Below are 25,497 nucleotides of genomic sequence, written 5' to 3'. Positions count from 1 at the left end.
TCACGTATTTTTGCCCTTTCTTATAATTCACAGTTTTGGGTAAAATCAGGTTAAAAAATATTAGGATACACTCCAATCATGGATGTTTAAAGGAAGAAATGCTCATTGGGAGCGATTACAGGGTAGATCTTGAGATTTCCGCAGATCTTTCCCGACCTGCAATCTCCGATCAGTTGAGTGAAACTGTGGATTACGTTCATCTGAACAATATTATAAAAGAAGAAATGAAGGTACGTTCCAATTTATTGGAACATGTGGCCAAGCGTATTATTGATCGTATTTTTAAAGAAATACAAGAAGTAACCGAAGTGGAAGTAGAAGTTTCCAAAATTAATCCACCCATTGGGGGCGATGTGGAAAGTGTTTCGGTGAAACTCGGAATTACTCGATAAACCGCTGATAATTAAGCATTGAATAAAATTATGTTTTTATATTTTTGCTTTTATCATTTTAAACGGCATTGTGGTCGAATTGGATAGACAAAGTCCCGCAAGGATTTTTATGGTGGTTCGAGTCCACCCGATGCCTCAAATTTATTACATGAATATTTAGATTATTTTCAATCCAAATATTCATAAAATATTTTTAGCTTTGCGATCCCTTTGGCATCGTGGCCGAGTGGCTAGGCAGAGCTCTGCAAAAGCTTGTACAGCGGTTCGAATCCGCTCGATGCCTCAAAAACCCAGCACTAAGTGCTGGGTTTTTTTGTTTTACAAATCCTCTATTCTTTCAATACGTTCCTGGAGATCGAACCTGTCGCTCGGTAAAAAACCCTTGCTTATCAATATGATACCACAAATGATCAATACAATTCCCAATCCCTTTTTAATCAAAACGATACGTTCTTGGGTCAAGTATTTTTTCAACTGTTTGGCCAAAATGATCTTGATCAGGTCGGTTGCAAAATAGACTACCAGTACGGTACCGAAAAATACCATCATTCTATTGGGATTGTTCTCCAAACTGGGTCCGACAACGATAATAAGCCCCAACCAAAATGCCAATACGCCGATATTTATAAAATTCAAAAGAAAACCCTTTGCCAACAGTCCAAAATAAGTACCCTTGGATGCCCTGACATTGGTCTTTTTCTTGGCCTTCTTTACAAAAAGAAAAATTCCGTAGACCAATAAGATCATCCCCCCAAAAACAAATAAACCAGGTTCGTTGCTCAAATTCTCCAATAACTGAAAACTGCTGAAATAGGCAATGAGCAAAAAAACAATATCGGCCAAAATTACCCCTATATCCAAACTTACACCCGCCCTGAAACCTTTTGTGGCACTCGTTTCCAACAAAACAAAGAAAACAGGTCCGATCATAAAGCTCAATAGAAATCCCAAAGGGATCGCAGCTTGGATATCATCAATCATTTTTAATTCACTCTTTTTATTTTTCCACCAAAAAGGGTCTGCTCGTCCATTTTCTTCGGATCACCATATACCAGTACTTCGCCACCGGCCTTTACATTGGCCTTTACGTAGTCCGATGCATAAATTTCGGCATTGCCACCTGCATTGACGTTAATGGTGGTAAACTTTGTTTTAAAGTTTCTTCCGCTGTATTCACCACCGGTATTGATGATCACGTCTTGGTTATTGGAAAAGCCCCCAGCAAAAATTTTACCGCCGGAAACCGCTTTGATCAACAGCTGGTCCACCTCACAATTGATTTCCAACTCCCCGCCCTCCTGTGCCTTAAGTTCCAAGACTTTTTGCACATAGGTATCATCGGAAGAAATTCTTGCATCCTCGTTTACATCTATAACCACTAATTCTTCAGAGTGATAAAGATCTACATAGGTTCTATATCCACTGAATATTTTAACGATCTCCATTCGGATTTTCAAAATACCTTCATTATTGACAATGGCCACATTGGTGGTATTTGCACCAGTGATCACCGCTTTGTTTTCATTTGATCGTATCAAATTGATGGAAATACCATCAAAACCCTTTACTTCGGTAAACTTTTGTAGGTTTTGGGTTATGGTAGCATCCTGGGCCTCAATATATTGAAGGGATAGGAACAAAATAACAATCGTAATAATTCTCATGTTATAAAAATTTGGTTCTCAATAGGATAACAAACTTTATTCCAAAATAGTATTATTTCTTTTTACCGATCAACGAAAAGTCGAGATGCCGTTTGACCAAATCAGTGTTTTTTACCATTACGTAAACCTCGTCTCCCAACTGATACATCCGTTTGGTTCGCTCTCCCACTATGGCATACTGGCGTTCATCAAAAATATAGTAATCATCTTTAATATCGCGGATACGTACCATGCCCTCACATTTGTTCTCAACAATCTCTACATATATGCCCCACTCGGTAACGCCTGAAATCACCCCAAGGAATTCCTGGTCCTTGTGGTCCTCCATAAACTTGATCTGCATGTACTTGATGGAATCCCGCTCCGCATTGGCCGCCAATAGCTCCATATCTGAGGAATGCTTGCACTTTTCTTCGTATACGGTGGCTTTTGGTGCTTTTTCATTATCTAGATAATGTTGTAGCAAGCGGTGGACCATTACATCCGGATAACGCCGTATGGGCGATGTAAAATGGGTATAGTAGTCAAATCCCAAACCATAATGCCCAATATTTTCCGTGGTATAAATGGCCTTGCTCATACTACGGATGGCCAAGGTATCCACCAAGTTTTGTTCTTTCTTGCCCTTTACGTCCTCCAACAACTTGTTTAGGGACTGGTTAATGGTCTTACTGTCCTTTAGGTTTATACTGTGTCCGAATCTGGAAATAACACCGTTAAGGGCCATTAATTTGTCCTCATCCGGTTTGTCGTGCACCCGGTACACAAACGTTTTTTTCTGTTTTCCTATAAACTCGGCAACCTTTCTATTGGCCAGGAGCATAAATTCCTCGATCAATTTGTTGGCGTCCTTTGCTTCTTTAAAGAAAACACCGACAGGCTCATTGTCTTCGGACAAATGGAACTTGACCTCTATCTTATCAAAAGAAATGGCTCCGGCGTCCATTCGGGCCTGCCTCATGATTTTTGCCAACCGATCAAAAGTGAGAACGGCATCCACAACTTCATCCGAAACGGAATAAGCGTTTCCGCGAATGGATATATCCTTTGGAATTTTATTCTGTTCGGTTTCTATAATATGCTGTGCTTCCTCGTAGGCAAAACGTTCGTTGGAATTAATGGCGGTCCTGCCAAACCATTGGTTGACCAATTTGGCATTGTCGTCCATCTCAAAAACCGCCGAAAACGTATATTTTTCCTCGTTGGGTCGAAGGGAACAAGCCATGTTGGACAGTACCTCCGGTAACATGGGAACCACACGGTCCACCAAATATACCGATGTGGCCCTATCGTAGGCTTCGTCCTCCAAAATGGTATCCGGCCGAACATAGTGTGAGACATCGGCTATATGGATACCTATTTCGTAGTTGCCATTTTCCAATTTCTGGAAGGAAAGGGCATCGTCAAAATCCTTGGCATCCTTTGGATCTATGGTAAAGGTAAGCACATCGCGCATATCCCTTCGCTTGGCAATTTCCGATTCCTTTATACTGGTATCCAATGTTTTGGCAAACTGTTCTACCTCATAAGGGAACTCGTGCGGTAAACCGTATTCGGCCAAAATTGAATGTATTTCGGTATTGTGCTCACCAGGTCTCCCCAATACCTCCACGATTTCTCCATAGGGCGAATCGGTACCATCGGGCCAATCACCCAGATTGACCAATACCTTGTCTCCATCGTTCGCCTTTTTCAATTTTTCCGGTGGGACAAAAATATCGGTATACATCCTGGAATCCGTAGGGCGAACAAAAGCAAAACTCTTTTGCTTGTCCACAATACCTACATAAGAGGTCTTCTTGCGCTCGAGTACCTTGGAAATTTCACCTTCCATTTTTTTGCTCTTACGCCTTGGTTTGATAAAAACCTCGACCGTATCCCCATGAAAGGCCCTGTTCAAATTATTGTTCTGTACAAAGATGTCGTCTTCCAGTTCATCCACAATGATATAGGCGTTGCCACTTGTGGTCAAATCCACCCTACCCGTGTAATATGTATGAAGTGATTGCTTCTTTTGATACTTGCCCCGTTCGGGCTCCAAAATACGTTCACTCGCCTTTAACTGTCCCAAACGTTTGATCAAAAGGTTTCGGTCCTGTGTATCGTCTATTCCGAGTTTTGATGCTATTTGCTTATAATTGAAGCTTTTAGATGGTTCCTTTTCCAGTACGGTGAAAATGCCCTTCGTAATTTCATTCTTTCGCTGACTACCAGCTCTCTTCTTTTTCTTTGACATTAACGTCCTTATTTTTTTGAAAAATACGAATTATAATCCTTGACCAACAAGGAAAGGAAGAGTAATCTCAAACAAAGTCAACTTTATCAACAATAATCAATATTATATTTTTTCTTCTTTTTAAAATTTAATTAAAATGATGGTTATGATGGATCGTTGAAATGTGGAATAAAATTCTTTCAAAAAAGTTGCTTTGAACGATCAAAATAGTTTGTTCACAATTTGTAAGACCACAAGAAATTTAAAAATCAAACGATTAGATTTTTTGTACACAGTTTTTAATAACCGTTATCAACATCAATTTATTGAAAAGTTAATGTGTTTTTAATGTTAATTACCGTAAAAAAGTTCTTGATATTGGTTGATTAATTTTTAATCGAATATCAGCGCAACATTAAATAATTATTCCTACTGATCGATTTTATTGAATTACAAAATTTCGTTACCAGAAGTTTTATGTAAATAATTAACAAAATGGTGTTATTGTTAATTGGTTGTTTTTTAACCCAATGCAAAAATCCCATCATTTTTATAAACAACGGAACATGAAAAGATGTTGTACCTTTGCTATGTACCCATTTTAATACTATAACCATGAAAATTGCCATAGGAAACGACCACGCGGGAACCGATTACAAACTTGCCATTATCGGTCTGTTGAAATCTAAGGGAATAGAAGTTGTCAACTACGGAACCGATGGAACCGATAGTGTTGACTATCCGGATTTTACCCATCCCGTAGCAAAAGATGTGGAAGAAGGGAAGGTAGATTTTGGCATTGTTATATGCGGTAGCGGCAACGGGGCCACGATGACCATAAATAAACACCAAGGTGTTAGGGGCGCCCTGTGCTGGAACAAAGAGATTACCCAATTGGCCAGGGAGCACAACGATGCCAACATTTTAAGTTTACCGGCACGATTTATAGCACTTCCCCAAGCCTTGGATATGGTGGAAACGTTTTTGAAAACAGAGTTTCAAGGGGGCAGGCACGAACGTAGAATCGAAAAAATTCCTTGTAGTTAAGTTCTATGGGCCACCATCATCACCACGGACATTCACATTCGCATGCACATCCCGACCTTAAGGGAAGAAATCTTCTTATCTCTATTTTTCTGAATATTGGCATTACGTTGGCACAGATTGTTGGGGGATTGCTTTCAGGAAGTTTGGCACTGTTGTCCGACGCGCTTCATAATTTTAGTGATGTACTTAGCCTGATTATAAGTTATGTTGCAAGGCGGTTGGGAAAGAAAAAGGCATCCAATCTAAAGACCTTTGGATACAAGCGTGCGGAAATTTTGGCTGCGTTTATCAATGCAGCGACCTTGGTGGTCGTGGCCATAATTTTAATGAAGGAAGCTGTTGAACGGTTGATGGAACCACAAGAAATAGAATCCAACTTGGTAATTTGGCTCGCTTTGATAGCCATTGCGGGCAATGGTTTTAGCGTATTGCTCCTAAAAAAAGATTCGGAGGACAATATGAACATGAAATCCGCTTATTTGCACCTACTTACCGATATGATGGCATCGGTGGCCGTATTGATAGGAGGTATTTTGATGAAATATTTCCAAATCTATTGGGTTGATGCCATCCTTACCATGATCATAGGTGTCTATTTGATCTATATGGGATATGACCTATTGAAGGATTCCACCAAGGTATTAATGCTTTTCACCCCAAAATCAGTGGTAATCCAGGACATTGTGGAATCCATCTGTACCATAGAACCGGTGAAAAATGTGCACCATGTGCATATATGGCAGCTCAATGAAGATGAAGTGCACATGGAGGCCCATATCGATTTTAAAAATGATATCCGCCTTTCCGAGTTTGATGAAATCCTTGAAAAAATTGAGGAACATGTCTACCATAAACATGGCATAAACCATGTCAACATACAGCCCGAGTTTGATAAGTGTGATTCCAAAAGCGTAATAGTCCAAGATTAATGCAAGTATCCGTTAAAACTTTTGATGAGCTTTCTACCAAAGAACTTTACCAAATTCTACGACTTCGTAGCGAGGTTTTTGTAGTGGAACAAGATTGTGTATATCAAGATGTGGACAACAAGGACCAAAAAGCGCTCCATGTCATGGGAATTAAAGATAACGAGGTTGTTGCCTATACTCGGATTTTTAAACCAGGTGATTATTTTGACAACATAAGTATTGGCAGGGTAGTGGTAAGCCAAGAACAACGAAAATATGGATTGGGCAAACAGATTATGCAAGCCTCATTGGCAGCTATAAACCAAAGGTTTCCCGATAAATCCATAGAAATATCCGCACAATCCTATCTCTTAAAATTTTATACGGAATTAGGTTTTAATGCCACTGGAGAAGAATATTTGGAAGATGGCATTCCACACAAAAGGATGCTAAAGGGCGAATAATGGTCCCCTCAAGGGAACCATAGGGATGTTATTCTTCAAAAGATTAATAAGTACACAGAAAGAATGACAACATCAATTGATTAAACGCCACGCCAATCTGCTCCAAAAAATCCAATTTTAGAATAAGATTCACAGGTTTTTCAGCATTGAAGTTGCTTTTCAAGTTCGGTTATTTTCCGGAACAGGGAAACACCTAATTTTTCCACAATGCCCACAACCAGAGCGTTGCCCATAAAAAAAGCACGCTTGGCATCCGAAATGCCCTCCAATTTGGTATGATCATCTGGAAACATGTTCAACCGTTCCAATTCAACAGGTAAGAGTCTTCGCAGTCCCTTGGAGGTTTGGACCACGTGCTTAAACCGGGACGGGGACTTGCCGCCTTCACCGGTTATAATAGTTCTGGAAGGTTGATCAAGGGCATCGGGGAAAACCATGCTGCCCTCGCTATAATTGTATTCAAAACCAGCGCTGGTCTTGCGTATTTCTTTTTTTGCGCCCTTTAAATATTCCCATTTGGGCAAATCGGCGCCATCAAGGTAATATTCGGAAGGAACAGGACCTTTTTTCAAAATATCGGAGAGTACGGTCCTTTTTCCATCATAGGATGGCGTAGTTTTTAGAGTAGATACTTTTCCGTTTATACAAATTCCTGTGTTCAGGAATGGCGAGAGGCCTTGTTCCTTATTGAAATTATTGGACAACGATACCAAATCCTCTTCCAAATCAAATTCAACCAGATTTTTTGCCGATCGGTCAACAGGAAAAGCGTCACAAAAAGTGCTTTCCTTTAAAATCCACTTGGAGGGATTGGTTTTTTGAAGCTTTTTGTAAATATCCGTATCCTTAAAATATGCCAGAAAAAAAACGCGCCTTCGGCGCTGGGGCATGCCATACTCTGCTGCATTTATTACGCGCCATTCCACAGCATAGCCCAAATCTGATAAACTACGGAGCATAACAGAAAAATCCCTTCCTCTTTGGTTAGAGGGCGATTTTAAAAGCCGGTCCACATTTTCCAAAAAAAGATATGTTGGCTTATTTTTTTTCTCGGACAAAATTCGGTGAATGGACCACCAAAGCACCCCTTTTTTACCAATAAGACCCTTGGAATTCTTTAGGGAAGTTGCAACAGAGTAGTCTTGACACGGAAATCCACCAACAAGAACATCATGGTCGGGAATTTCTTTGGTTTTGACGGTTTCAATATTGGAATTGGAATGACTTTCCACCCCAAAACGAGCTTCATAGACCAAAGAAGCGTGCTGTATTTTTGTGGAAGGCTCCCATTGGTTGCTCCACACCACTTTGTAGTGTTCCGTGTTTTCCAATCCTAGGCGAAAGCCGCCAACACCCGCAAAAAGTTCACAGACCTTAAGTTGTTGCATGCCCAAAAATAGAATTAATTCCCTTTTTTATGAGGGATTGCCGTACAAATTTGTGGAAATGGGCCTTGACCCCGATTTTCGAACGTTCCCACATCAAAATTATGGGTAAAGGAAGGCATTAAAAGACAACCCCTTTAAGGCCTATGCAAATTGAAAACCCTGGGGCAACGCCTCAAGAGTTGTTTTCACGGAGATCATGGGACAATGGAGCTGTTTTTTGGGAACGATATTTTGGCCTTGATAAGGATATTTGGTAAAAGGCACTTTTTACTTTAAAATATTGGAATATTTAGTGTTGTCTGCCAATAGTTCTTTTGCGGTTAGAATTGCATCATCGTGTTTTAGATAATACTTGTAAAGGCCTTCCCTGTAAAAATACCTGGTAATGATTTCGTCCTCCAAATTCTTTTGGATTTCATCTTTATAGGTATCCAATGCATTTATCTTTCCCCTATTTATCGCTAGGAGAAGATCCTTGTACTTTTCCTGTACATCGGCTCCCAATAAGGTGTCGTCTCCATTGATGGTTTCTTCCAAGACTTGTTCGGTTTTTGTCTGGTAAGAGAAGTTCTGCTCTGCGGCATAGGCCTTGAAAGCACTATAATCCGAGCTTGAAAAGCTAAAGTTGTCCACAGAATCAAAACTGTGATCGTAAAAATATTCTGTGGCAAAATCAAAAACGATATTGTTGGATTCCAAAGCGTCGATCAACGAATTTGTTTTTAAGGATTCGATGGTGATATCGGGCATTACGCCCCCGCCATCCCAGACCTTTCTTCCGTTTCTGGTGGTAAATTCATTGAACGCTGTGTTCCGAACGGCATTTCCTTGCTCATCCCTGTTCCAATAATCCAAGGATTGTATACATCTGCCCGAAGGGGTGTAATATCTGGAAATGGTTACCTTTAATTGCGTACCATAAGTTAGTTTGAGGGGGCGTTGTACCAACCCTTTGCCAAAACTCCTTGCCCCGACGATAACGGCACGGTCTAGATCCTGAAGCCCTCCGGAAACAATTTCACTGGCCGATGCGCTTTTTCCATTTACAAGCACCACCAAAGGGATTTCTTCATCTTCGGGCTTGTTCCTGGTCCTATATTCCTGATTGAATTTCTTGACCTTGGATTTTGTCGTAACGATAAGCTCTCCTTTCGGAACAAATAGATTTGTAACGTTGATGGCCTCGGACAATAGCCCGCCCGGATTCCCCCTAAGATCAAGGATCAACCGCTCGGCACCACGTCCCTTAAGGTCCTGTAAAGCAGATTGTGTTTGCTTGGATGCTTTTTGGTTAAAACGGGACAAAACAATATATCCGGTTTTATCATCGATCATATCATAAAACGGAACGGCATCTACCTCCACGCCTCCTCTGGTGATGGTGGTGGTTTTGGTTTCTCCCTGTCGCAAAAAAGTAACCTCAACAGTGGAGTTGTTGGCCCCTTTGAGCAGCTCTCCGGCGTTATCGTCGAAATCAGCGACCACAGTCTCCCCAATTTTAATAATCTCGTCCCCGGCCCTTAATCCAGCTTTGTCGGCTGCATACCCTTGATACGGTTCTACGACCAACAATTTATTTTCATATGAGCGGACAAGGGCACCTATACCTGAGTATTCCCCAGCGTTGTTGATTTTAAAGGATTCTACATCCTGCTCATTAAGGAACTGGGTATAAGGGTCCAGTTCCCCAAGCATGTTCTTTATGGCGGAATCCATCAGCTCGGCGGGATTGGTCTCGTCCACATAGTTCATGTTGAGCTCCTTGAAGAGGGTGGTAAAAATTTCTATCTGTTTGGCAATTTCAAAAAAGTCGCTTTTAAAACTACTGGCCCCGACCAAGACCACAATTGCCAACACGGGAATCAAAACCTGCTTTCTAATCAATCTTTTCATGGGATTCTTTATTTACAAAGGCATCCAACAGCTTTTTCATGGCTATTTCTACTTCATCAAAACTTGGAGCCTTCTTGCCAAGGTATAAAAATATGAACGCAAAATTCCTTTCAATGTTGTTAAAAATGAGGGGCTTGTTGAGCCGGTATGCCTCCCTCATTAATCGTTTGATGCGGTTGCGGTCTACCGCCGTTTTAAATTTTCTTTTTGGGGCGACAACAGCGACCTTTACTCTGGCGCCATCACTAAAATTTGAAGGGAGGTAGATCAGCTTAACCGGAAATTCATGAAGGGACTTGCCTTCTGTAAAAAGCGCTTCGAACAATTTTTTATTGGTCAGTTTCTCTTTTTTTGGAAAGGAAATGTCCCCTTGAGGGGACCTTAGGGATGTATTCGTATCGTTTGAATCTGTATTTTCTTCAGACATTGTGATGGAGACTAGTTCTTTGGAAAGGTCAAATTACTTAAATAAATCCAAGATTAAATGAAAAAGGGCGGCACAAACGGCCACCCTTGTTGTTCTGTTAAAGGAAAGCTGCTTATTCCCCTGCTTGGTATACGTTGTTCTCACCATCCACATCGGCCATCAATTGAGAAGGGTCGATCATAATGGCCTGCACGTTTTCCAAGGGCATGTCCAAGGTAAATTCGTACGTTGGGTAGGCCCATGGCCAGTCTTCCAAAACGGTACGGTCCAAATTTGGATATGGGTTTTCTTTTTCGCCGTACATCATACGCAATGGAACGTAGTATGTTTTTTGTGTCCCATCCTTGCCAACGACCAGGATATCCAAAGGCATGGGCATTTCTCCTATGCGCTCCATGGTAACTTTGGTGTTCTCCCCATCGGCATCAACACTTTTGATACCGTAATCAATGGTGTTGGTAGTCTGCGTCCAATCGGTCAAATACCAGTTGAGTTCCATACCGGATACCTTTTCTGCCGTTCTTTTGATGTCGTTCGGAACAGGGTGCTTGAACTTGAAGTCTTCAAAATATTTTTGGATGGTCTCCATCAACTTGTCCTGTCCGATCACATAGCCCAATTGGGATAGGAAAATAGAACCTTTGCTATAGGCTGAAACCCCATAGGCAAAATTCGTCGTATATCTGTCCGCATGGGTGGACTGTGGCATTTCAAGACCTGAGTTTACCAGAGCGTAATATCCACGGTAAGAACCCTCAAAAGGGTTTTGTTTGTTCTGTTCCATGATCTGGTTCATGCACAAGCTGCTAATAAACGAAGTAAAACCTTCGTCCATCCACTCATGTTCGGATTCGTTGGTTGCAAGCACGTGCTGGAACCAAGAGTGTGCCATTTCGTGCACCATTACCCCGACCAAGCTTCCGAATTCACGTTCGCCGGTGATCAAGGTGCTCATAGCATATTCCATTCCGCCATCACCTCCCTGAACCACGGAGTATTGCTTATAAGGGTATTTCCCAACATTATTGCTGAAGAACCTCATGGCTTCCGCCGTTTTTGGCTGAAGGTTTTTCCAATTTTCATTGAATTCTGGGTTATCCTTGTAGAAAAAATGAAGTGTTGGTCCATCTTCCATTTCATAAATGTCGTGGATATACTCAGGATCGGCCGCCCACATAAAATCGTGAACCTTCGGAGCCTTAAAATGCCAAGTCAAGGTTTTGCCCTTGGTTTTTACTTTTGTGCCAGGAGTTTCATATCCATGGCCAATTTCATCTGGATTTTGAAGATATCCAGAGCCTCCAACGGTATAATCTTTGTCCAAGGTGATCTTTACATCAAAATCGCCCCAAACCCCATGGAATTCACGGGCTATGTATGGATTTGGATGCCATCCTTCAAAATCATATTCTGACAATTTTGGATACCACTGGCTCATGGAAAGCGCAACGCCCTCGCTACTATTTCTTCCAGAACGTCTAATTTGAAGAGGGACCTGCCCCTTGAAGCTCATTTCCAAAGTGGTTTTTCCTCCGGAAGGAATAGGCTTGGCCAAATCGACCACAAGAATGGTGCCTTCTTCTGTAAAGGAAACAGGTTGGCCGTCTTGGGTAAGCGATTCAGCATGAAGGTAGCCCATTTCACTTTCCGAAAGGGATGCGATCCTGCTTTTTCCATCGACCATCATCCGTTTATCCGGATCTTTGATGTTTTGTAGCCTGATGTCCATTTCACTACCGGGCTGGAAGGCATTGTAGTATAAATGGTAAAAAACGCGGCTCAATTCATCCGGGGAATTGTTGGTATAGATCAATTTTTGGGTACCGGTGTACTGATAGGTCTTTACATCCATTTGTACATTCATGGTATAATCCACGTGCTGTTGCCAGTCACTTGATTGCGCACTTAAAAAAAATGCAGCTCCAAAAAAGGCCGAGAAAAAGAGGGATCGTAAATGCTTCATATATTATTTTGAATTGCTTTCTAAGGTCATTTTACCGTTTGAGATGTTGTCCGCTAAAATTAAGGCATTATAGGCATTAACCATCTTGCCGGACTTGGAAATTTTGTCGAAAGTGGTCGCTTTGGTCTCATCCCCTGCAACGATAACGGATGTCTTGGTCCTAAGTCCGGACTGCATGATGATACTTTTGACCTGCGATGCGGAAAGGTCTGGATAATAAGAAAGAATCAATGCAGCAACGCCTGCAACTGCTGGGGCCGCCATGGATGTTCCGCCCTGGAATTCGTATTCGCTATTGGGCATCGTGGAATATATGGCGTCGCCCGGGGCGAATACATCTACACGTTGTTTTCCATAGTTGGAAAAGGAGGCGACCATCTCGGAGCCGTAACTACTGGAAAGAGCACCTACCGTAATCAGGTTGTCAACAAATTCGCTATCGCTGTCCATATCGTCATTTGGATAATTCCTGTTTTCCGGAACCTCCAGGTCCTCTCCATCATTACCTGCTGCATGCACGATCAATACATCCTTGGAAGCGGCATATTTAATGGCATCATACACCCATTCGGCTTTTGGGGAAAAGGATTTTCCAAAGCTACAGTTGATTATGGATGCCCCATTATCGACCGCATAGCGAATGCCCAAGGCAATGTCCTTGTCATATTCGTCTCCGTTGGGAACAGCTCTAATGCTCATAATTTCAACGTTTTTGGCCACACCGTTCATGCCAACACCGTTATTTCTTTGAGCTGCGATAATTCCGGCAACGTGGGTACCATGGCTCTCGGTGTCCACCATGTTCTTTGGGTTTCCGTTTCCGTACGGCACATCGGTAATATCGTAAGGGTCGTCGCCCACAGGCTCCCTGCCGTTGAAGTCTTTGTTGAGGTTGTAATTTGCTTGATCTGTAAAATAGGTTATGCCTTCTTTGAGCTCCTCCAATACTTCGGGAATACTGTCGCCATAGGTGAACATTTGGGTCAAAACGGCAACACTTTGCTCCATTTGTGCCGTTTTTGGCTCAATGGAAAGCAAATCCTTTTTTGTGTAGGCTTCCTTGCCAAGCTCGCTTTTTACCAGCTCATCGGCACCTTTTACCACCTGGAATATTTGTTCGTACTGTTGTTTGTTCTGAACAGCTTCGGGATATTCTTTATCGAGCAAAAGTCTTGCTTCCGCCCTTTCGGACGCATCTCCGATATTTAAACGCAGCATTCGAACATATTCCAATTGCTCATTATAGGATTTTCCTAAAAAGTTATATCCGTGGATATCGTCCACATAACCATTGCCATCGTCATCTTTGCCATTATTTGGAATTTCATCTGAATTGGTCCACAGCACGCCCTTCAAATCTTCGTGCTCTAGATCCATACCGGAATCCAATACGGCCACTACAACTGTCTTCCCTTTTTTGTTCTTGATGATTTCGTCGTAGGCTTTGTCCACGCTCATACCGGGAATAGTGTCCTTGATCAAGTCCAAATGTCCCCAGTTTTTCTTCTCCGCATCGGAAAGTTCGGCGACTTTTAACGGAACAGAGTCAATATTATCAACAGGGGTTGACACTAATGCGGTAGATCCACAGCCCATTAAAAAAATAGAGGCGGAAAGCGACAGAAACGATAGTTTGTTATATGTGCGATTCATAGAATGTGTTTGTAAAAGAGTGAAGTTGATTTATTGTACTTAAAATAGTTCGTCGTAAGAAAACAGTTGCTTTAAACGGGCACCTTTTTCGGTCTGCTTCAGAGAGCAGATCTGATTATGGGCATCGTGCTCGAACAAGAGCAGCCAATCGTTTTCTGCGGCGGTATTTAAAAATGATTCTTTTTCCTTTAAGGTCAACAATGGTCGGGTGTCGTACCCCATAACATAGGGTAACGGAATATGGCCAACGGTTGGAATAAGGTCGGCTACAAAAACCAAGGTTTTACCTTTATATTTTAAATGTGGCAGCATTTGCTTATCGGTATGCCCATCCACAAAGTGGATGCCAAATCCCAGCTCCGAATTTTCGACAAACGAAGATTCTTTTCTATCCACAAATTGTAATTGTCCACTTTCTTGCATGGGCAACAGATTTTCTTTTAAAAAAGAGGCCTTTTCCCTTGCGTTGGGTCGGGTGGCCCATTCCCAATGGTCTTTATTTGTCCAGAACTTGGCATTTTTGAAGGCTGGCTCATAACCAGTTCGGTCTTTGTTCCATTGGATACTGCCACCGCAATGGTCAAAATGGAGATGGGTCAAAAAAACGTCGGTTACATCATCCCGATGGAAGCCGGCATTTTTTAATGACCTGTCCAATGAATGATTGCCCCAGAGGCTATAGTAGCTAAAGAATTTTTCGGATTGTTTGTTGCCAAGTCCGTTATCGATCAAAATAAGCCTGTCGCCGTCTTCTATCAAAAGGCACCGGGCGGCAAGATCGATCATATTGTTGGCATCTGCAGGGTTGGTCCTGTGCCAAATAGATTTGGGGACGACACCGAACATGGCTCCACCATCCAACTTAAAATTACCTGTCTCTATGGGATAAATTGTCATTCCGAAAGTAAAATGGGGTGCAAAATAAGAAAAGCACCATCCAAACGGCGAAAAAATTAGGATATATTGGCCGTATTTTAACAAAAAGGGGACGAGTTTCGTTAAATCCGGCAGTGTTTGGGCAAATATGGGCTTTCCTATTGCGCTGCCGATACATTGGGGAATGATTATCTAAAAGAAAAACTGTAAATTTCCACAAAACTTAGACAATGCTCGAACTTGCTGGAATCATAATTCTTGGCATTATTGCACAATGGGTGGCTTGGCGTTTTAAGCTCCCCGCAATCTTACCCCTTATTTTGATAGGATTGCTGGTGGGCCCCATAGCTACTTTATATACCGAAGATGGATCAAAACTGATAGAGCCGATTTGGAATGGTGAAAAGGGACTGTTCCCGGGAGAGGGGCTTTATTACTTTGTGTCCTTGGCCATTAGCGTTATCCTTTTTGAAGGGGGATTGACCCTAAAAAGGGCGGAGATATCCAATGTGGGGCCGGTTATCACCAAATTGATTACCATTGGTACCATAGTCACCTTTTTTGGCGCAGGGGTTGCCGCACACTATATTTTTGGCCTTTCTTGGCAAATTTCATTTTTGTTCTCCGGTTTGATCATTGTAACGGGACCTACCGTGATCACTCCCATCCTTAGGAACATTCCTTTGAAAAAGGACGTTTCGGCGGTACTCAAATGGGAAGGAATCCTTATCGACCCCATCGGGGCCTTGGTCGCGGTATTGGTATTCGAGTTTATTAGTGTTGGGGAAGGGCAGGCCTTTACCCAAACGGCACTTATCGAGTTCGGTAAGATCATCCTGTTCGGGACTACTTTTGGGTTCACATTTGCGCATGCATTGGCATTTGCCATTAAAAGGGATTTTATCCCGCACTATCTGCTCAATGTGGTTTCATTGAGCACGGTACTCCTTGTTTATGTGGAGTCCGACTTGTTTGCACACGAATCCGGTCTGTTGGCCGTGGTGGTCATGGGCATGGTGATGGGAAATATGAACTTGCCCAATATCAAAGAGCTCCTATATTTTAAGGAGTCCTTGAGCGTGTTGTTGATTTCCATTCTTTTTATCCTGTTGGCGGCCAATATCAACATCAGCGATCTGGAGCTTATTTATAATTGGAACACCGTGGCACTTTTCGCAGTAATTGTGTTTATCATACGGCCCATTGGGGTCTTTCTGAGCTCACAGGGGTCCAATTTAAAATTCAACGAGAAGCTTTTTATAGGATGGGTGGGCCCGCGTGGTATCGTTGCGGCAGGTATTGCTTCGCTTTTTGGCTCCAAACTGGTGTTAAGGGGAGAGGCAGGTGCCGAATATATCACCCCGTTGGTATTTATGATCGTACTGGGAACGGTACTATTGAATGCGACCACGGCCCGTTTTTTTGCAAAATTGGTCGGCGTTTTTCTAAAGAAATCCGAAGGTATCTTAATTATTGGGGCATCCAAACTTTCCAGATTGATAGGGAACTACCTTAGGAAGAACAATAGGCACGTGGTTTTGATAGACAACAACCAAAATAATGTAGAAAAAGCGAAAAAACTGGGGCTTGAGGCCATTACGGCCAATATTTTCTCCGATACCCTCACCGATAACATCGAGCTCAACGATATGGGGTATTTAATGGCTTTGACCGGCAATTCCGATATCAACAAGTTTGCGATCAACAAGTTTCAAAGACAATTCGGGGAGAACGGGGCCTTCAGGCTTGTAAACACCGAAGAGGTGAACGACCCGGACAATAATCCAAAAGAAGGACTTTTTTCGCATACCGATGATTTTATTCAATTAATGGACACGGTCCGTAAGCACCCTACCATCCATGAAATTGATTTGGAGGACAAGGAGCACTATGACGAGTTGATCGACATTACCTATGAAGAAAGGGACATCGTTCCATTGTTCACCAAAGCCCCGGATGGCAGTATTGAGATAATTCCCGCCAACAGTAAAGACTTTACCCCAAAAGGCGAGGGCTATAAATTGGTTTATTTGGGGAAAGAGATCGAAGAGACAAAAGAGAAAAAGAATCCCGAGAAAGAGTAAAATTGTTTTCTGAAGAAGAATCGAAAATGGTTTAGAGACGATTCCATTCACTTACCATTGATAGAGCCGGCACAGAAAAATAGGTGGCCAAAGAAAGAATGGAACTCTAAATTACGCGCAATATGGGCAGCGATTTGATTATTACCATTGTGATCATCTGTATAGGAATCGTCCTGTTCATAAAGGACTATTTCTCCATAGATACCACCTCCATCATCATTATGGCCCTGTTCATAGTGGCGGGTGTTCTTAGTCCCAAAGAAGGTTTTTCGGGCTTCAACCATCCGGCCACTATAACCCTTGGGTGTATGTTCGTGGTGAGTGCCGGAGTGTTCAATTCCGGTATCCTGGGGGGGCTTAGCGACCGAATCATAAAACTGGCAAAAATACATTACAGCATTGCCCTGATCACCTTTTGTCTTATCGCGGGCATGTTTTCCGCATTTGTGAACGATTCTGCCGTAGTGGCACTGCTTTTGCCCATTGCGTTGACCGTGTGCAGGGAAACCAAAATAGCCCCGGGGATGTTGTTGATTCCCATCTCTTTTTCGGCGTTATTTGGAGGCACCTGCACCTTGATAGGCACTTCCACCAACATTTTGGTAAGCAGCTACGCGCAAGAATATGGATTGGAAGGTTTTGGTATGTTCGAATTCAGTCTGGCGGCACTTTGTTTGGCGACCATTGGGTTTGCCTATATCTTTTTTGTGGCTCCGCTTCTACTGCCAAAGCAAAAAAAGGAACAGGACGTACTTACCAAAGAGGCCCAAAAGTATATCACCGAGCTATTGGTCGAAAAAGATTGTCCTGATAGCAACAAACCTTTGCACATGTCCAAATTGGTCAACGATTATAACGTGCAGATATTGGACATTTCCAGGGATAGGTTCAACAAAAAAAGTATCGGCCCCGAAACATTCATTTTGGAAGGAGATGTAATGAAGGTCCTTGTACCACCAAAAACACTGAATGCTATCCGGGATATAAAAGGATATAGGGTAACAGGGGACAAACGGTTTGACGAATCAGAACTGGAGAAAAACATTTATGAGGTTATTGTTCCCTTTGGCTCCAGGCTCACCGAGGGCTCTTTACGCTCGCTCAATTTTAGGAGGCAATACAATGGGTCGGTTTTGGCCATCCGGCAAAGAGGGGAAATCCTTTATGAAAAATTGGCCGATGTAAAGTTGATGGAAGGCGATATGCTACTGATTTTGGGCACTGAGGCCGATGTTGACACACTGGTCGAGCAGGGCTTGGTGGTGGCCCTTTCCGAATACAAGCATGCAAAGGTAAATTATAAAAAAGCCATCCCAGCTATTGTTATTGCAGTAGGGGTGGTGCTTGCAGCCTCTCTCAACCTTACCTCTATTTTGATAAGCAGTATGGTCGGCGCTCTGTTGTTGGTGGCCACATCCACCTTAAAACCGAAAGAGGCATACGAGGCGGTGGAATGGAAAGTAATTTTTATGATGGCAGGGGTGCTTTCCATGGGAACGGCCCTTGAAAAGACTGGTGGGGCCGAAAAAATAGCCCAATTTATAGAGCAGACACTGGGAAATTATCATGCCCAAGTGACCCTGAGCATATTATATCTGGTTACTTTTTTAAGTACCAACGTGCTTTCAAGCAAGGCCACGGCCGCTTTGATGACACCGATAGTCATCAGTTTGGCCTCCGCGATGGGGATAAGCGAAAGACCGTTTTTGGTGGCGGTGATGTTTGCCTGCTCCCTGACCTTTATGACCCCGGTAAGCTATCCGACGAACACCATGGTGTATGCGCCCGGGAATTACAGATTCAATGATTTTTTAAAGGTCGGGACCCCGCTCAATATCATTATCTGGATAGCGGCCACTTTTGTGATACCGTACTTTTTCCCTTTTAATCCGGGAAGCTAAACCGGTTAATCGTTCAGTTTTAGAACGGCCATAAAAGCTTGTTGAGGAATTTCTACGTTGCCCACTTGGCGCATACGTTTTTTACCCTTTTTCTGCTTCTCCAACAATTTACGCTTACGGGAAATATCACCTCCGTAACATTTGGCGGTAACATCTTTTCGCAACGCCTTAATGGTTTCCCTGGAAATGATCTTGGAACCGATTGCTGCTTGAATGGGGATATCGAACTGTTGCCTTGGAATAAGCTCCTTTAATTTCTCGCACATTTTTTTACCGATGGTATGTGCATTGTCAAAATGGACCAATGCGGATAAAGCATCCACGGGTTGGGCGTTCAAAAGGATATCTACCCGAACCAGTTTGGACACTCGCATGCCAATGGGCGAATAATCAAAAGAAGCATAACCTTTTGAAACGGTCTTTAAGCGGTCATAAAAATCAAAAACGATCTCGGCCAAGGGCATGTCAAAAATAAGCTCTACCCTTTCCGTGGTCAAATAGGTCTGGTTAACGATCTGTCCCCGTTTCTCTATACATAGGGACATTACGTTCCCAACAAAATCCGACTTGGTGATAATGGTGGCCTTTATGTAAGGCTCCTCAACACGGTCTACGGTCGATGGGTCGGGAAGGTCGGACGGGTTGTTTACGATAACGGCTGTTTCCCTGTCCTTTGTGGTATAGGCGTGGTAGCTTACGTTGGGCACCGTAGTGATTACGGTCATATCGAACTCGCGCTCCAGACGCTCTTGGATGATCTCCATGTGCAACATGCCCAAGAACCCGCAGCGGAAACCAAAGCCCAATGCGGCACTGCTTTCAGGGGTGAAGACAAGGGAAGCATCGTTAAGCTGAAGCTTCTCCATGGAGGAGCGCAGATCTTCAAAATCTTCGGTGTCAACTGGGTAGATTCCGGCGAAAACCATGGGCTTCACATCCTCGAAACCACCGATCGGGTTTTTCGTAGGGTTGGCCGAATCGGTAATGGTATCACCGACCTTTACCTCACGGGCATCTTTGATGCCGGTGATCAAGTACCCCACATCCCCGGTTGAGATCTTCTGTTTGGGATGTTGCGTAAGTTTCAAGGTTCCGATTTCATCGGCCTCATACGACCTGCCGGTCGCTACAAATTTTATTTTCTGTCCTTTGGTGATTTCACCGTTCATCACCCTAAAATAGGTCTCAACCCCTCTAAATGGGTTATAAACGGAATCAAATACCAAGGCTTGTAAGGGCTCGTCACGATTTCCTTTCGGAGGAGGTATCCTGTCAATGATTGCGGTCAAAATCTCTGCGATTCCAATCCCTGTTTTTGCACTGGCGGGAATCACTTCTTCCGGTTTGCACCCCAAAAGGTCCACGATATCGTCGGTAACCTCTTCCGGGTTGGCACTTGGAAGGTCGACCTTGTTGAGCACGGGAATGATCTCCAAATCGTTTTCCAGCGCCAAATAAAGGTTGGATATGGTCTGCGCCTGGATACTTTGTGCCGCATCAACCACTAAAAGGGCACCTTCACAGGCAGCAATGGAACGGGAAACTTCATAAGAGAAGTCCACATGACCGGGAGTGTCGATCAAATTGAGCACATATTTTTCCCCATTGTGCATATAGTCCATCTGAATGGCGTGGCTCTTGATGGTAATTCCCCTTTCACGCTCCAAGTCCATATTATCCAACAATTGGTCTTGTTTTTCGCGTTCGGTCACCGAGCCTGTAAAATCCAACAAACGGTCTGCCAAGGTACTTTTACCGTGGTCTATGTGCGCAATGATGCAAAAATTCCTGATCTTCTCCATATCAACAATAACATACCCTAAAAAAGGGATATAATCAACTGCAAATATAATTGTTTTAAATACCTGTAAACGGTTTTTTCTCAATAAGAAAATTCCTTCGTATTTCGCTCAGAAATAATTTCTTAGATTTGATGCTCAACCCTAACCTCTAATGAAGAACCTCACCTCTATTGTTTTATGGGTGTCCTTTACAATTTGTGGCGCGTACGGCCAAACCTTTACCATTACCGGAAAGGTTGTCGACGAACAAAATCAAGTGGTTCCTTATGCGAACATTCTTTTGCTCGAAGCTGTTGATTCGACGTTTGTTCAAGGGAGTTCTGCCGATGAGGAAGGGTTTTTTAAGCTAACCGGGGTAGAGGCCAATCTCTATTTGTTGCAGGCGAGCTATGTGGGAAGCGGCTCTGAGCCAAGGGCGCTGGACATTACAAAAGACGTTTCATTAGGGGCCTTGATCATTCCAATGGAAAGCAATGAGTTGGACGAAGTGGTGGTCACCGCGCAACGTCCAAAGCTCCAAAGATTACCGGACAGACTGGTCTTTACAGTCGAAAACACCGTGGTTTCACAAGGCACGTCGTGGGATATCCTTAAAAATACGCCAGGGGTCATTGTCAATCAAGATAATTTAATGATCCGTGGCCAAAATGCTACGGTCTATCTCAACGATAGAAAGGTGCAGCTCTCAGGTCAAGAGGTCCAAGATCTATTACAAGGGCTTTCGGGCACCAACATCAAATCAGTGGAAGTGATAGCCAACCCGCCCGCTAGTTATGATGCCGAAGGAGGCCCTATTTTGAATATCGTTACCAGTAAGAACATTGTGCCCGGTTATAAGGGCAGCATCAACGGAACCTTCACACAGGCCGTTTTTCCAAAGTTCAGCATTGGAACCAGTCACTACTACAAAACAGACAAGCTGAACTTGTTTGCCAACTATACCATCAATCCAAAAAAGGAAATCAACAAAACCAAAAAGGGCATCAATTATATAGATGGTTCCGATGAAGTTTTCTCGATTTGGGATACGGATTATAACCAGACAGATAGGTCACAGTCGCAAAATGCCAGCTTTATTTTGGATTATGATTTTGATGACCGGAACAGTTTGAATGTCACTTCCAACCTGCTTTTCAATCTAGACCAAGAACAGGAGACCTTGCTCAACAACGAAATGCGGAACGGCCAGGCACAATTGGATTCAACATTTACCACGGAGAACAATGCGAACATGGACAACACCAACTTGGCATTCGATCTTACCTACGTGCACAAGCTAAAAAAAGAAGGAGCGCAGATCAGGGCCAATGGTCACTATACCTATTTTAATGGTGAAATGTTCCAGCGCTTATCTTCTGCTTATTTTGACGCCGATGGTACTTTTTTGAGGGATTTTGGGTTTGACACCGATTCGGATCAAGAGATCAAAATTTTTACGGGACAACTGGACTACTCCACACCTATCGGAAATGCTTCTTTTGAATCCGGGGCCAAGATGTCATCGATTACCTCAGAAAACACGATGAACTTTTTCAATTTCAATGGGTCCAGCAGTACGGTTGATGCATCACAATCGGACCGATACATTTATGATGAAGATGTGTATGCTGCCTATTTGAGCTTTGTAAAAAACTGGGACAAATGGTCGATGAAACTGGGGGTTCGCGGAGAGCTGACCAAGGCGGAAGGAAACTCCATTACTTTGGGAGAAAACAACACCCAAGATTTTTTCGAACCCTTTCCTTCGGTGTATGTGCTCTATTCACCATCGGATAAGCATAGCTTTTCCTTTGATTATGGACGAAATATTGACAGGCCCAAGTACAATGACCTGAACCCTTTCCGTTTTTTTTACAATGAAAATGATTTTGAAGAGGGAAATCCCAGATTGCGACCAAGTTTCAGCAACAATTTCAACGTCAACTATACGCTCAACAGTGAATACTTCTTTGATGTGTACTATCGGGACAACGGTAGGAACATTGCCTATCTCGTATTTCAGGACAATGAGAATCAAACCTTGGTGGAGATCAAGCAGAATGTTCTTGAGAGTCAATCCTACGGGTTGGACTTTACCGTGAGCAAATCCATTTTGCCCCCTTGGTTCCTGTATGCCTATACTTCCCTGTTCCACGAAGAAGAGACCTTTTTGGCCGAGGAGAGCGGAAACGTCCCATTCACCAACGAAGTGAACGGAGTGTATGCCTATTTGGGCAATTATTTGACTCTGTCCAAGGACGGGACCTTTACGGGCGAAGTGGCGGCGACCTATGTTTCACAATTCCTATATGGTTCGTATGTGTCGGACGAGCAGTTCAATGTGACCATTGGCTTGAGGAAAACGCTGTTTGATAATAAGATCACCTTATCGCTCGCCGCCGAGGATATTTTGGAGCAATACGTGCCCACGTATCGTTCGCAGTACCTCAACCAGGACAATTTTTACCGCAGACGCCCCGAAACGCAGTTTATCCGCTTTGGCTTTACCTATAATTTCGGAAATTTCCGATTGGAGGACAACCAGCGCGGAATCGATAAAAATGAGCGCGATCGACTTCAATCGCAGAACTAGCTTTCTGGTTCTAAGCTATTTTGTACTTTTGCAGTCCAAAAACCTGTAGGATTTGCCAAAAATTGGAAACATAGAACTCCCTGATTTCCCGCTTCTTCTTGCTCCGATGGAAGATGTAAGCGACCCTCCTTTTCGTAAACTGTGCAAGGAGCAGGGCGCCGATGTGGTGTATACCGAATTTATTTCTTCCGAAGGATTGATCAGGGATGCTGCCAAAAGTGTCATCAAACTGGACATTTATGAAAAAGAACGTCCCGTGGGCATCCAGATTTTTGGTGCCGAACTGGACTCCATGCTTCAGGCGGTGGATATCGTGGAAAAATCCAACCCGGACATTATCGACATCAATTTTGGCTGTCCCGTAAAAAAGGTGGTCTGCAAAAATGCAGGTGCAGGTATTTTAAGGGATATTCCCTTGATGGTCAAGCTGACCGAAGAAATCGTGAAGCGTACCAAATTGCCTGTGACCGTAAAGACCCGTTTGGGCTGGGACAACAACTCCATCAAAATAGTTGAGGTAGCCGAGCGTCTTCAAGATGTTGGTATCGAGGCCATCTCCATCCATGGTCGTACCCGCGTGCAGATGTACAAGGGCGAGGCCGATTGGAAGCCCATTGCCGAGGTGAAGAACAACCAACGCATGCACATTCCTGTATTCGGCAACGGTGATGTGGACACCCCCGAAGCAGCGGTTAAAATGCGCGACGAATACGGGCTGGACGGAGCCATGATCGGTAGGGCAAGCATTGGTTACCCTTGGTTTTTTAAGGAAGTGAAGCACTACTTTAAAACAGGCGGGCACTTGGCACCTCCTACCATGCAAGAACGCGTGGACGCGGCCCGCAGGCACCTACAAATGGCCATTGATTGGAAGGGTGAAAAACTGGGCGTTTTTGAAACTAGAAGGCACTATACCAACTATTTTAAGGGCATTCCGCACTTTAAGGAATACCGCATGAAAATGGTGACCAGCGACGAAGCCGCGGATGTGTTTGCCGCGTTTGAGGAGGTTGAGGAAAAATTCGGGAATTTTCAGTTCGCTTAAGCGGAAATCAATTTTTCGGTAATTCGGCTGCTCGCAATTTTTGAGGAAATAACTCCCAAAACCACAATGGTTCCGACTACAATCAACAAGTTGATGACATTGAACTCGACGGGATAGGCCAACGACGGCGTGATCTTCAACCATCCGAAGGCTAATTGTGACCCAATCAATAAACTTCCTAGGGCAACGCCTATCAACCCACCAAAAGAAGTGACCAACAACCCTTGTATAAAATAGATACGGCGCAGTTCCTTAATGGTAGTACCCAAACTGAACAGTGTTTTGGAGTTTTGTTGTTTATCCAAAATCATCATGATGATTGCCCCAACAACATTAAAAAGCGCGATGATGAGCACCAAGGTGAAAATCAAATAGGTCGCTAAATTTTCGGTGTTCAGCATCCGGTAAAGCGATGTATTTTGCTCCCTGCGCGTTAGAACGGATGCTTTTTCGCCCAAAACGGCATTTATGGAATTTCGGACATCATCCGGAGAGGCATTATCCATCAATTTAAAATTGATACCGGAAACCTCGGTGCTATCTTTCTGCAACAGCTCTTGCACCAAAGGAAGATGGGCAAACACGTATTTTTTGTCCAAAGATTCCTCCACGGCATACACTCCGCTTACCACTAGTGCAAGATCATCGTAAGGCTTGGAATTGAACCCTTGTTGGGAAAAGGAACCTTCGCCAGGTTTGGGAACCAAAACTTCCATCGCGGTCCTATTGTTCATGGGCACGCCCAATAGGTTGTAGATACCAATCCCAATAACACCATTGTTAACATCCGACCCCCAATTTCCGAATATAAGGGTGCTGTCCACTCCGGTAACGGCCCTATAGTTTTCGTCCACTCCTTTAATATAACCAATCGTACTTTTTTCTTTATAGGTAAGGTAGGCCCGCTCTTCCAACTCCTTGGAAAAATTGGCCAATCCCTCAATTTCTGCAAGGGCCGATTCTTCCTCCGCGGAAATGCTAAAATGCTTGCCTGTAGTGGGCGAAGCTTTCAGATCGGGATCAAAAGTATTGGAAAAGGAAAGGCTGAACGTCTTTAGACCGGCAAAAGCGGAAAGCACGATAAAAAGGGCCGCGGAACCTATCACAATCACCAAAAAAGTAATGAAATTGATGATATTTACCGCATTTTGGCTGCTTTTTGACCGTAGGTAGCGTTTTGCGATATACAGCGGAAAGTTCAAA

The 25,497-nt window shown here is 43.3% G+C and carries 19 protein-coding genes and 2 tRNA genes; 10 read left to right on the top strand and 11 right to left on the bottom strand.

All coding sequences use genetic code 11. From position 1 onward, the window contains the following. Positions 1-35: 35 nt before the first annotated feature. From folB to J0656_RS02075, 3 genes are all read left to right on the top strand, one after another. The gene (gene folB, locus J0656_RS02085; RefSeq protein ID WP_108245644.1) at positions 36-392 is read left to right on the top strand and encodes a dihydroneopterin aldolase; all 357 of its coding nucleotides are present in this window, start codon (positions 36-38) and stop codon (positions 390-392) included. Positions 393-456: 64 nt separating this feature from the next. Continuing rightward, positions 457-528, top strand: a tRNA-Cys gene (locus tag J0656_RS02080). A gap of 76 nt (positions 529-604) precedes the next feature. Beyond that, positions 605-675 (top strand) — tRNA-Cys (locus tag J0656_RS02075). A gap of 35 nt (positions 676-710) precedes the next feature. Here the strand turns inward: J0656_RS02075 and J0656_RS02070 are convergent. The 3 genes from J0656_RS02070 to rnr are packed head-to-tail and all read right to left on the bottom strand — an operon-like array spanning position 711 to position 4,292. Beyond that, the gene (locus tag J0656_RS02070) at positions 711-1,373 is read right to left on the bottom strand and encodes a LysE family translocator (RefSeq protein ID WP_176619088.1); all 663 of its coding nucleotides are present in this window, start codon (positions 1,371-1,373) and stop codon (positions 711-713) included. Between the two features lie 2 nt (positions 1,374-1,375). Continuing rightward, positions 1,376-2,056 carry a head GIN domain-containing protein gene (locus tag J0656_RS02065; protein WP_176619089.1) on the bottom strand — a complete coding sequence of 227 codons (681 nt, stop codon included), beginning with the start codon at positions 2,054-2,056 and terminating at the stop codon, positions 1,376-1,378. Between the two features lie 52 nt (positions 2,057-2,108). Continuing rightward, positions 2,109-4,292 carry a ribonuclease R gene (gene rnr, locus J0656_RS02060; protein ID WP_207031154.1) on the bottom strand — a complete coding sequence of 728 codons (2,184 nt, stop codon included), beginning with the start codon at positions 4,290-4,292 and terminating at the stop codon, positions 2,109-2,111. Positions 4,293-4,886: 594 nt separating this feature from the next. Here rnr and rpiB point away from each other — a divergent pair. The 3 genes from rpiB to J0656_RS02045 are packed head-to-tail and all read left to right on the top strand — an operon-like array spanning position 4,887 to position 6,690. Next, positions 4,887-5,318 (top strand): ribose 5-phosphate isomerase B, encoded by a 432-nt coding sequence (gene rpiB, locus J0656_RS02055; protein ID WP_207031153.1) that lies wholly within the window; start codon positions 4,887-4,889, stop codon positions 5,316-5,318. 5 nt (positions 5,319-5,323) lie between these two features. Further along, positions 5,324-6,247 (top strand): cation diffusion facilitator family transporter, encoded by a 924-nt coding sequence (locus J0656_RS02050; RefSeq protein ID WP_207031151.1) that lies wholly within the window; start codon positions 5,324-5,326, stop codon positions 6,245-6,247. Next, positions 6,247-6,690, top strand: a complete 444-nt coding sequence (locus J0656_RS02045) for a GNAT family N-acetyltransferase (protein ID WP_207031149.1) — start codon at positions 6,247-6,249, stop codon at positions 6,688-6,690. Before J0656_RS02050 ends, J0656_RS02045 begins: the two co-directional genes overlap by 1 nt. Positions 6,691-6,830: 140 nt before the next feature. Here the strand turns inward: J0656_RS02045 and dcm are convergent, their stop codons facing one another. The 6 genes from dcm to J0656_RS02015 form a co-directional block, all read right to left on the bottom strand. Next, positions 6,831-8,078 (bottom strand): DNA (cytosine-5-)-methyltransferase, encoded by a 1,248-nt coding sequence (gene dcm, locus J0656_RS02040; RefSeq protein WP_207031148.1) that lies wholly within the window; start codon positions 8,076-8,078, stop codon positions 6,831-6,833. A gap of 267 nt (positions 8,079-8,345) precedes the next feature. Next, positions 8,346-9,971 (bottom strand): S41 family peptidase, encoded by a 1,626-nt coding sequence (locus J0656_RS02035; protein ID WP_207031147.1) that lies wholly within the window; start codon positions 9,969-9,971, stop codon positions 8,346-8,348. Further along, a complete protein-coding gene (gene rnpA / locus J0656_RS02030) occupies positions 9,955-10,398 on the bottom strand; it encodes a ribonuclease P protein component (protein ID WP_207031146.1) in 444 nt (147 codons plus the stop codon). The genes J0656_RS02035 and rnpA overlap by 17 nt, the downstream gene beginning before the upstream one ends. 112 nt (positions 10,399-10,510) lie before the next feature. Beyond that, the gene (locus tag J0656_RS02025; protein WP_207031145.1) at positions 10,511-12,361 is read right to left on the bottom strand and encodes a M1 family metallopeptidase; all 1,851 of its coding nucleotides are present in this window, start codon (positions 12,359-12,361) and stop codon (positions 10,511-10,513) included. Positions 12,362-12,364: 3 nt separating this feature from the next. Then, on the bottom strand, positions 12,365-14,014 hold the full coding sequence (locus tag J0656_RS02020; RefSeq protein WP_207031144.1) for a S8 family peptidase: 1,650 nt from the start codon (positions 14,012-14,014) through the stop codon (positions 12,365-12,367). 39 nt (positions 14,015-14,053) lie between these two features. After that, the gene (locus J0656_RS02015; protein ID WP_207031143.1) at positions 14,054-14,911 is read right to left on the bottom strand and encodes an MBL fold metallo-hydrolase; all 858 of its coding nucleotides are present in this window, start codon (positions 14,909-14,911) and stop codon (positions 14,054-14,056) included. 209 nt (positions 14,912-15,120) lie between these two features. On the opposite strand from J0656_RS02015, the gene J0656_RS02010 reads away from it, so the two are divergent. Continuing rightward, positions 15,121-16,974: a cation:proton antiporter gene (locus tag J0656_RS02010; RefSeq protein ID WP_207031142.1), complete on the top strand. Its 1,854-nt coding sequence runs from the start codon at positions 15,121-15,123 to the stop codon at positions 16,972-16,974. Between the two features lie 122 nt (positions 16,975-17,096). Further along, positions 17,097-18,875 carry an SLC13 family permease gene (locus J0656_RS02005; RefSeq protein ID WP_207031141.1) on the top strand — a complete coding sequence of 593 codons (1,779 nt, stop codon included), beginning with the start codon at positions 17,097-17,099 and terminating at the stop codon, positions 18,873-18,875. 5 nt (positions 18,876-18,880) lie between these two features. On the opposite strand, the gene lepA is transcribed toward J0656_RS02005, so the two are convergent. Continuing rightward, positions 18,881-20,677, bottom strand: a complete 1,797-nt coding sequence (gene lepA, locus J0656_RS02000; RefSeq protein ID WP_207031139.1) for a translation elongation factor 4 — start codon at positions 20,675-20,677, stop codon at positions 18,881-18,883. A 151-nt stretch (positions 20,678-20,828) separates the two neighbouring features. Here lepA and J0656_RS01995 point away from each other — a divergent pair, with 151 nt between their 5' ends. Together J0656_RS01995 and dusB are read left to right on the top strand one after the other, a co-directional pair. Beyond that, a complete protein-coding gene (locus J0656_RS01995; protein WP_207031136.1) occupies positions 20,829-23,249 on the top strand; it encodes an outer membrane beta-barrel family protein in 2,421 nt (806 codons plus the stop codon). A 52-nt stretch (positions 23,250-23,301) separates the two neighbouring features. After that, positions 23,302-24,294 carry a tRNA dihydrouridine synthase DusB gene (gene dusB, locus J0656_RS01990; protein WP_207031134.1) on the top strand — a complete coding sequence of 331 codons (993 nt, stop codon included), beginning with the start codon at positions 23,302-23,304 and terminating at the stop codon, positions 24,292-24,294. Here the strand turns inward: dusB and J0656_RS01985 are convergent. After that, positions 24,291-25,496 carry an ABC transporter permease gene (locus tag J0656_RS01985; RefSeq protein WP_207031132.1) on the bottom strand — a complete coding sequence of 402 codons (1,206 nt, stop codon included), beginning with the start codon at positions 25,494-25,496 and terminating at the stop codon, positions 24,291-24,293. The two genes, dusB and J0656_RS01985, sit on opposite strands and share 4 nt — an antisense overlap. Position 25,497 lies beyond the last annotated feature (1 nt).

This window comes from Flagellimonas aurea (genome assembly GCF_017313785.1).
GTDB classification, from domain to species: domain Bacteria; phylum Bacteroidota; class Bacteroidia; order Flavobacteriales; family Flavobacteriaceae; genus Flagellimonas; species Flagellimonas aurea.
The sequence above is the reverse complement of the archived record's forward strand: the minus strand, read 5'-3'. Positions and strand labels throughout refer to the sequence as shown.

Excerpts from the sequence above, each read along its gene's own strand:
- J0656_RS02070 (WP_176619088.1), bottom strand. The coding sequence starts at position 1,373 with ATGATTGATGATATCCAAGCTGCGATCCCTTTGGGATTTCTATTGAGC.
- J0656_RS02065 (WP_176619089.1), bottom strand. The coding sequence starts at position 2,056 with ATGAGAATTATTACGATTGTTATTTTGTTCCTATCCCTTCAATATATT.
- rnr (WP_207031154.1), bottom strand. The coding sequence starts at position 4,292 with ATGTCAAAGAAAAAGAAGAGAGCTGGTAGTCAGCGAAAGAATGAAATT.
- rpiB (WP_207031153.1), top strand. The coding sequence starts at position 4,887 with ATGAAAATTGCCATAGGAAACGACCACGCGGGAACCGATTACAAACTT.
- J0656_RS02050 (WP_207031151.1), top strand. The coding sequence starts at position 5,324 with ATGGGCCACCATCATCACCACGGACATTCACATTCGCATGCACATCCC.
- J0656_RS02045 (WP_207031149.1), top strand. The coding sequence starts at position 6,247 with ATGCAAGTATCCGTTAAAACTTTTGATGAGCTTTCTACCAAAGAACTT.
- dcm (WP_207031148.1), bottom strand. The coding sequence starts at position 8,078 with ATGCAACAACTTAAGGTCTGTGAACTTTTTGCGGGTGTTGGCGGCTTT.
- J0656_RS02035 (WP_207031147.1), bottom strand. The coding sequence starts at position 9,971 with ATGAAAAGATTGATTAGAAAGCAGGTTTTGATTCCCGTGTTGGCAATT.
- rnpA (WP_207031146.1), bottom strand. The coding sequence starts at position 10,398 with ATGTCTGAAGAAAATACAGATTCAAACGATACGAATACATCCCTAAGG.
- J0656_RS02025 (WP_207031145.1), bottom strand. The coding sequence starts at position 12,361 with ATGAAGCATTTACGATCCCTCTTTTTCTCGGCCTTTTTTGGAGCTGCA.
- J0656_RS02020 (WP_207031144.1), bottom strand. The coding sequence starts at position 14,014 with ATGAATCGCACATATAACAAACTATCGTTTCTGTCGCTTTCCGCCTCT.
- J0656_RS02015 (WP_207031143.1), bottom strand. The coding sequence starts at position 14,911 with ATGACAATTTATCCCATAGAGACAGGTAATTTTAAGTTGGATGGTGGA.
- J0656_RS02010 (WP_207031142.1), top strand. The coding sequence starts at position 15,121 with ATGCTCGAACTTGCTGGAATCATAATTCTTGGCATTATTGCACAATGG.
- J0656_RS02005 (WP_207031141.1), top strand. The coding sequence starts at position 17,097 with ATGGGCAGCGATTTGATTATTACCATTGTGATCATCTGTATAGGAATC.
- lepA (WP_207031139.1), bottom strand. The coding sequence starts at position 20,677 with ATGGAGAAGATCAGGAATTTTTGCATCATTGCGCACATAGACCACGGT.
- J0656_RS01995 (WP_207031136.1), top strand. The coding sequence starts at position 20,829 with ATGAAGAACCTCACCTCTATTGTTTTATGGGTGTCCTTTACAATTTGT.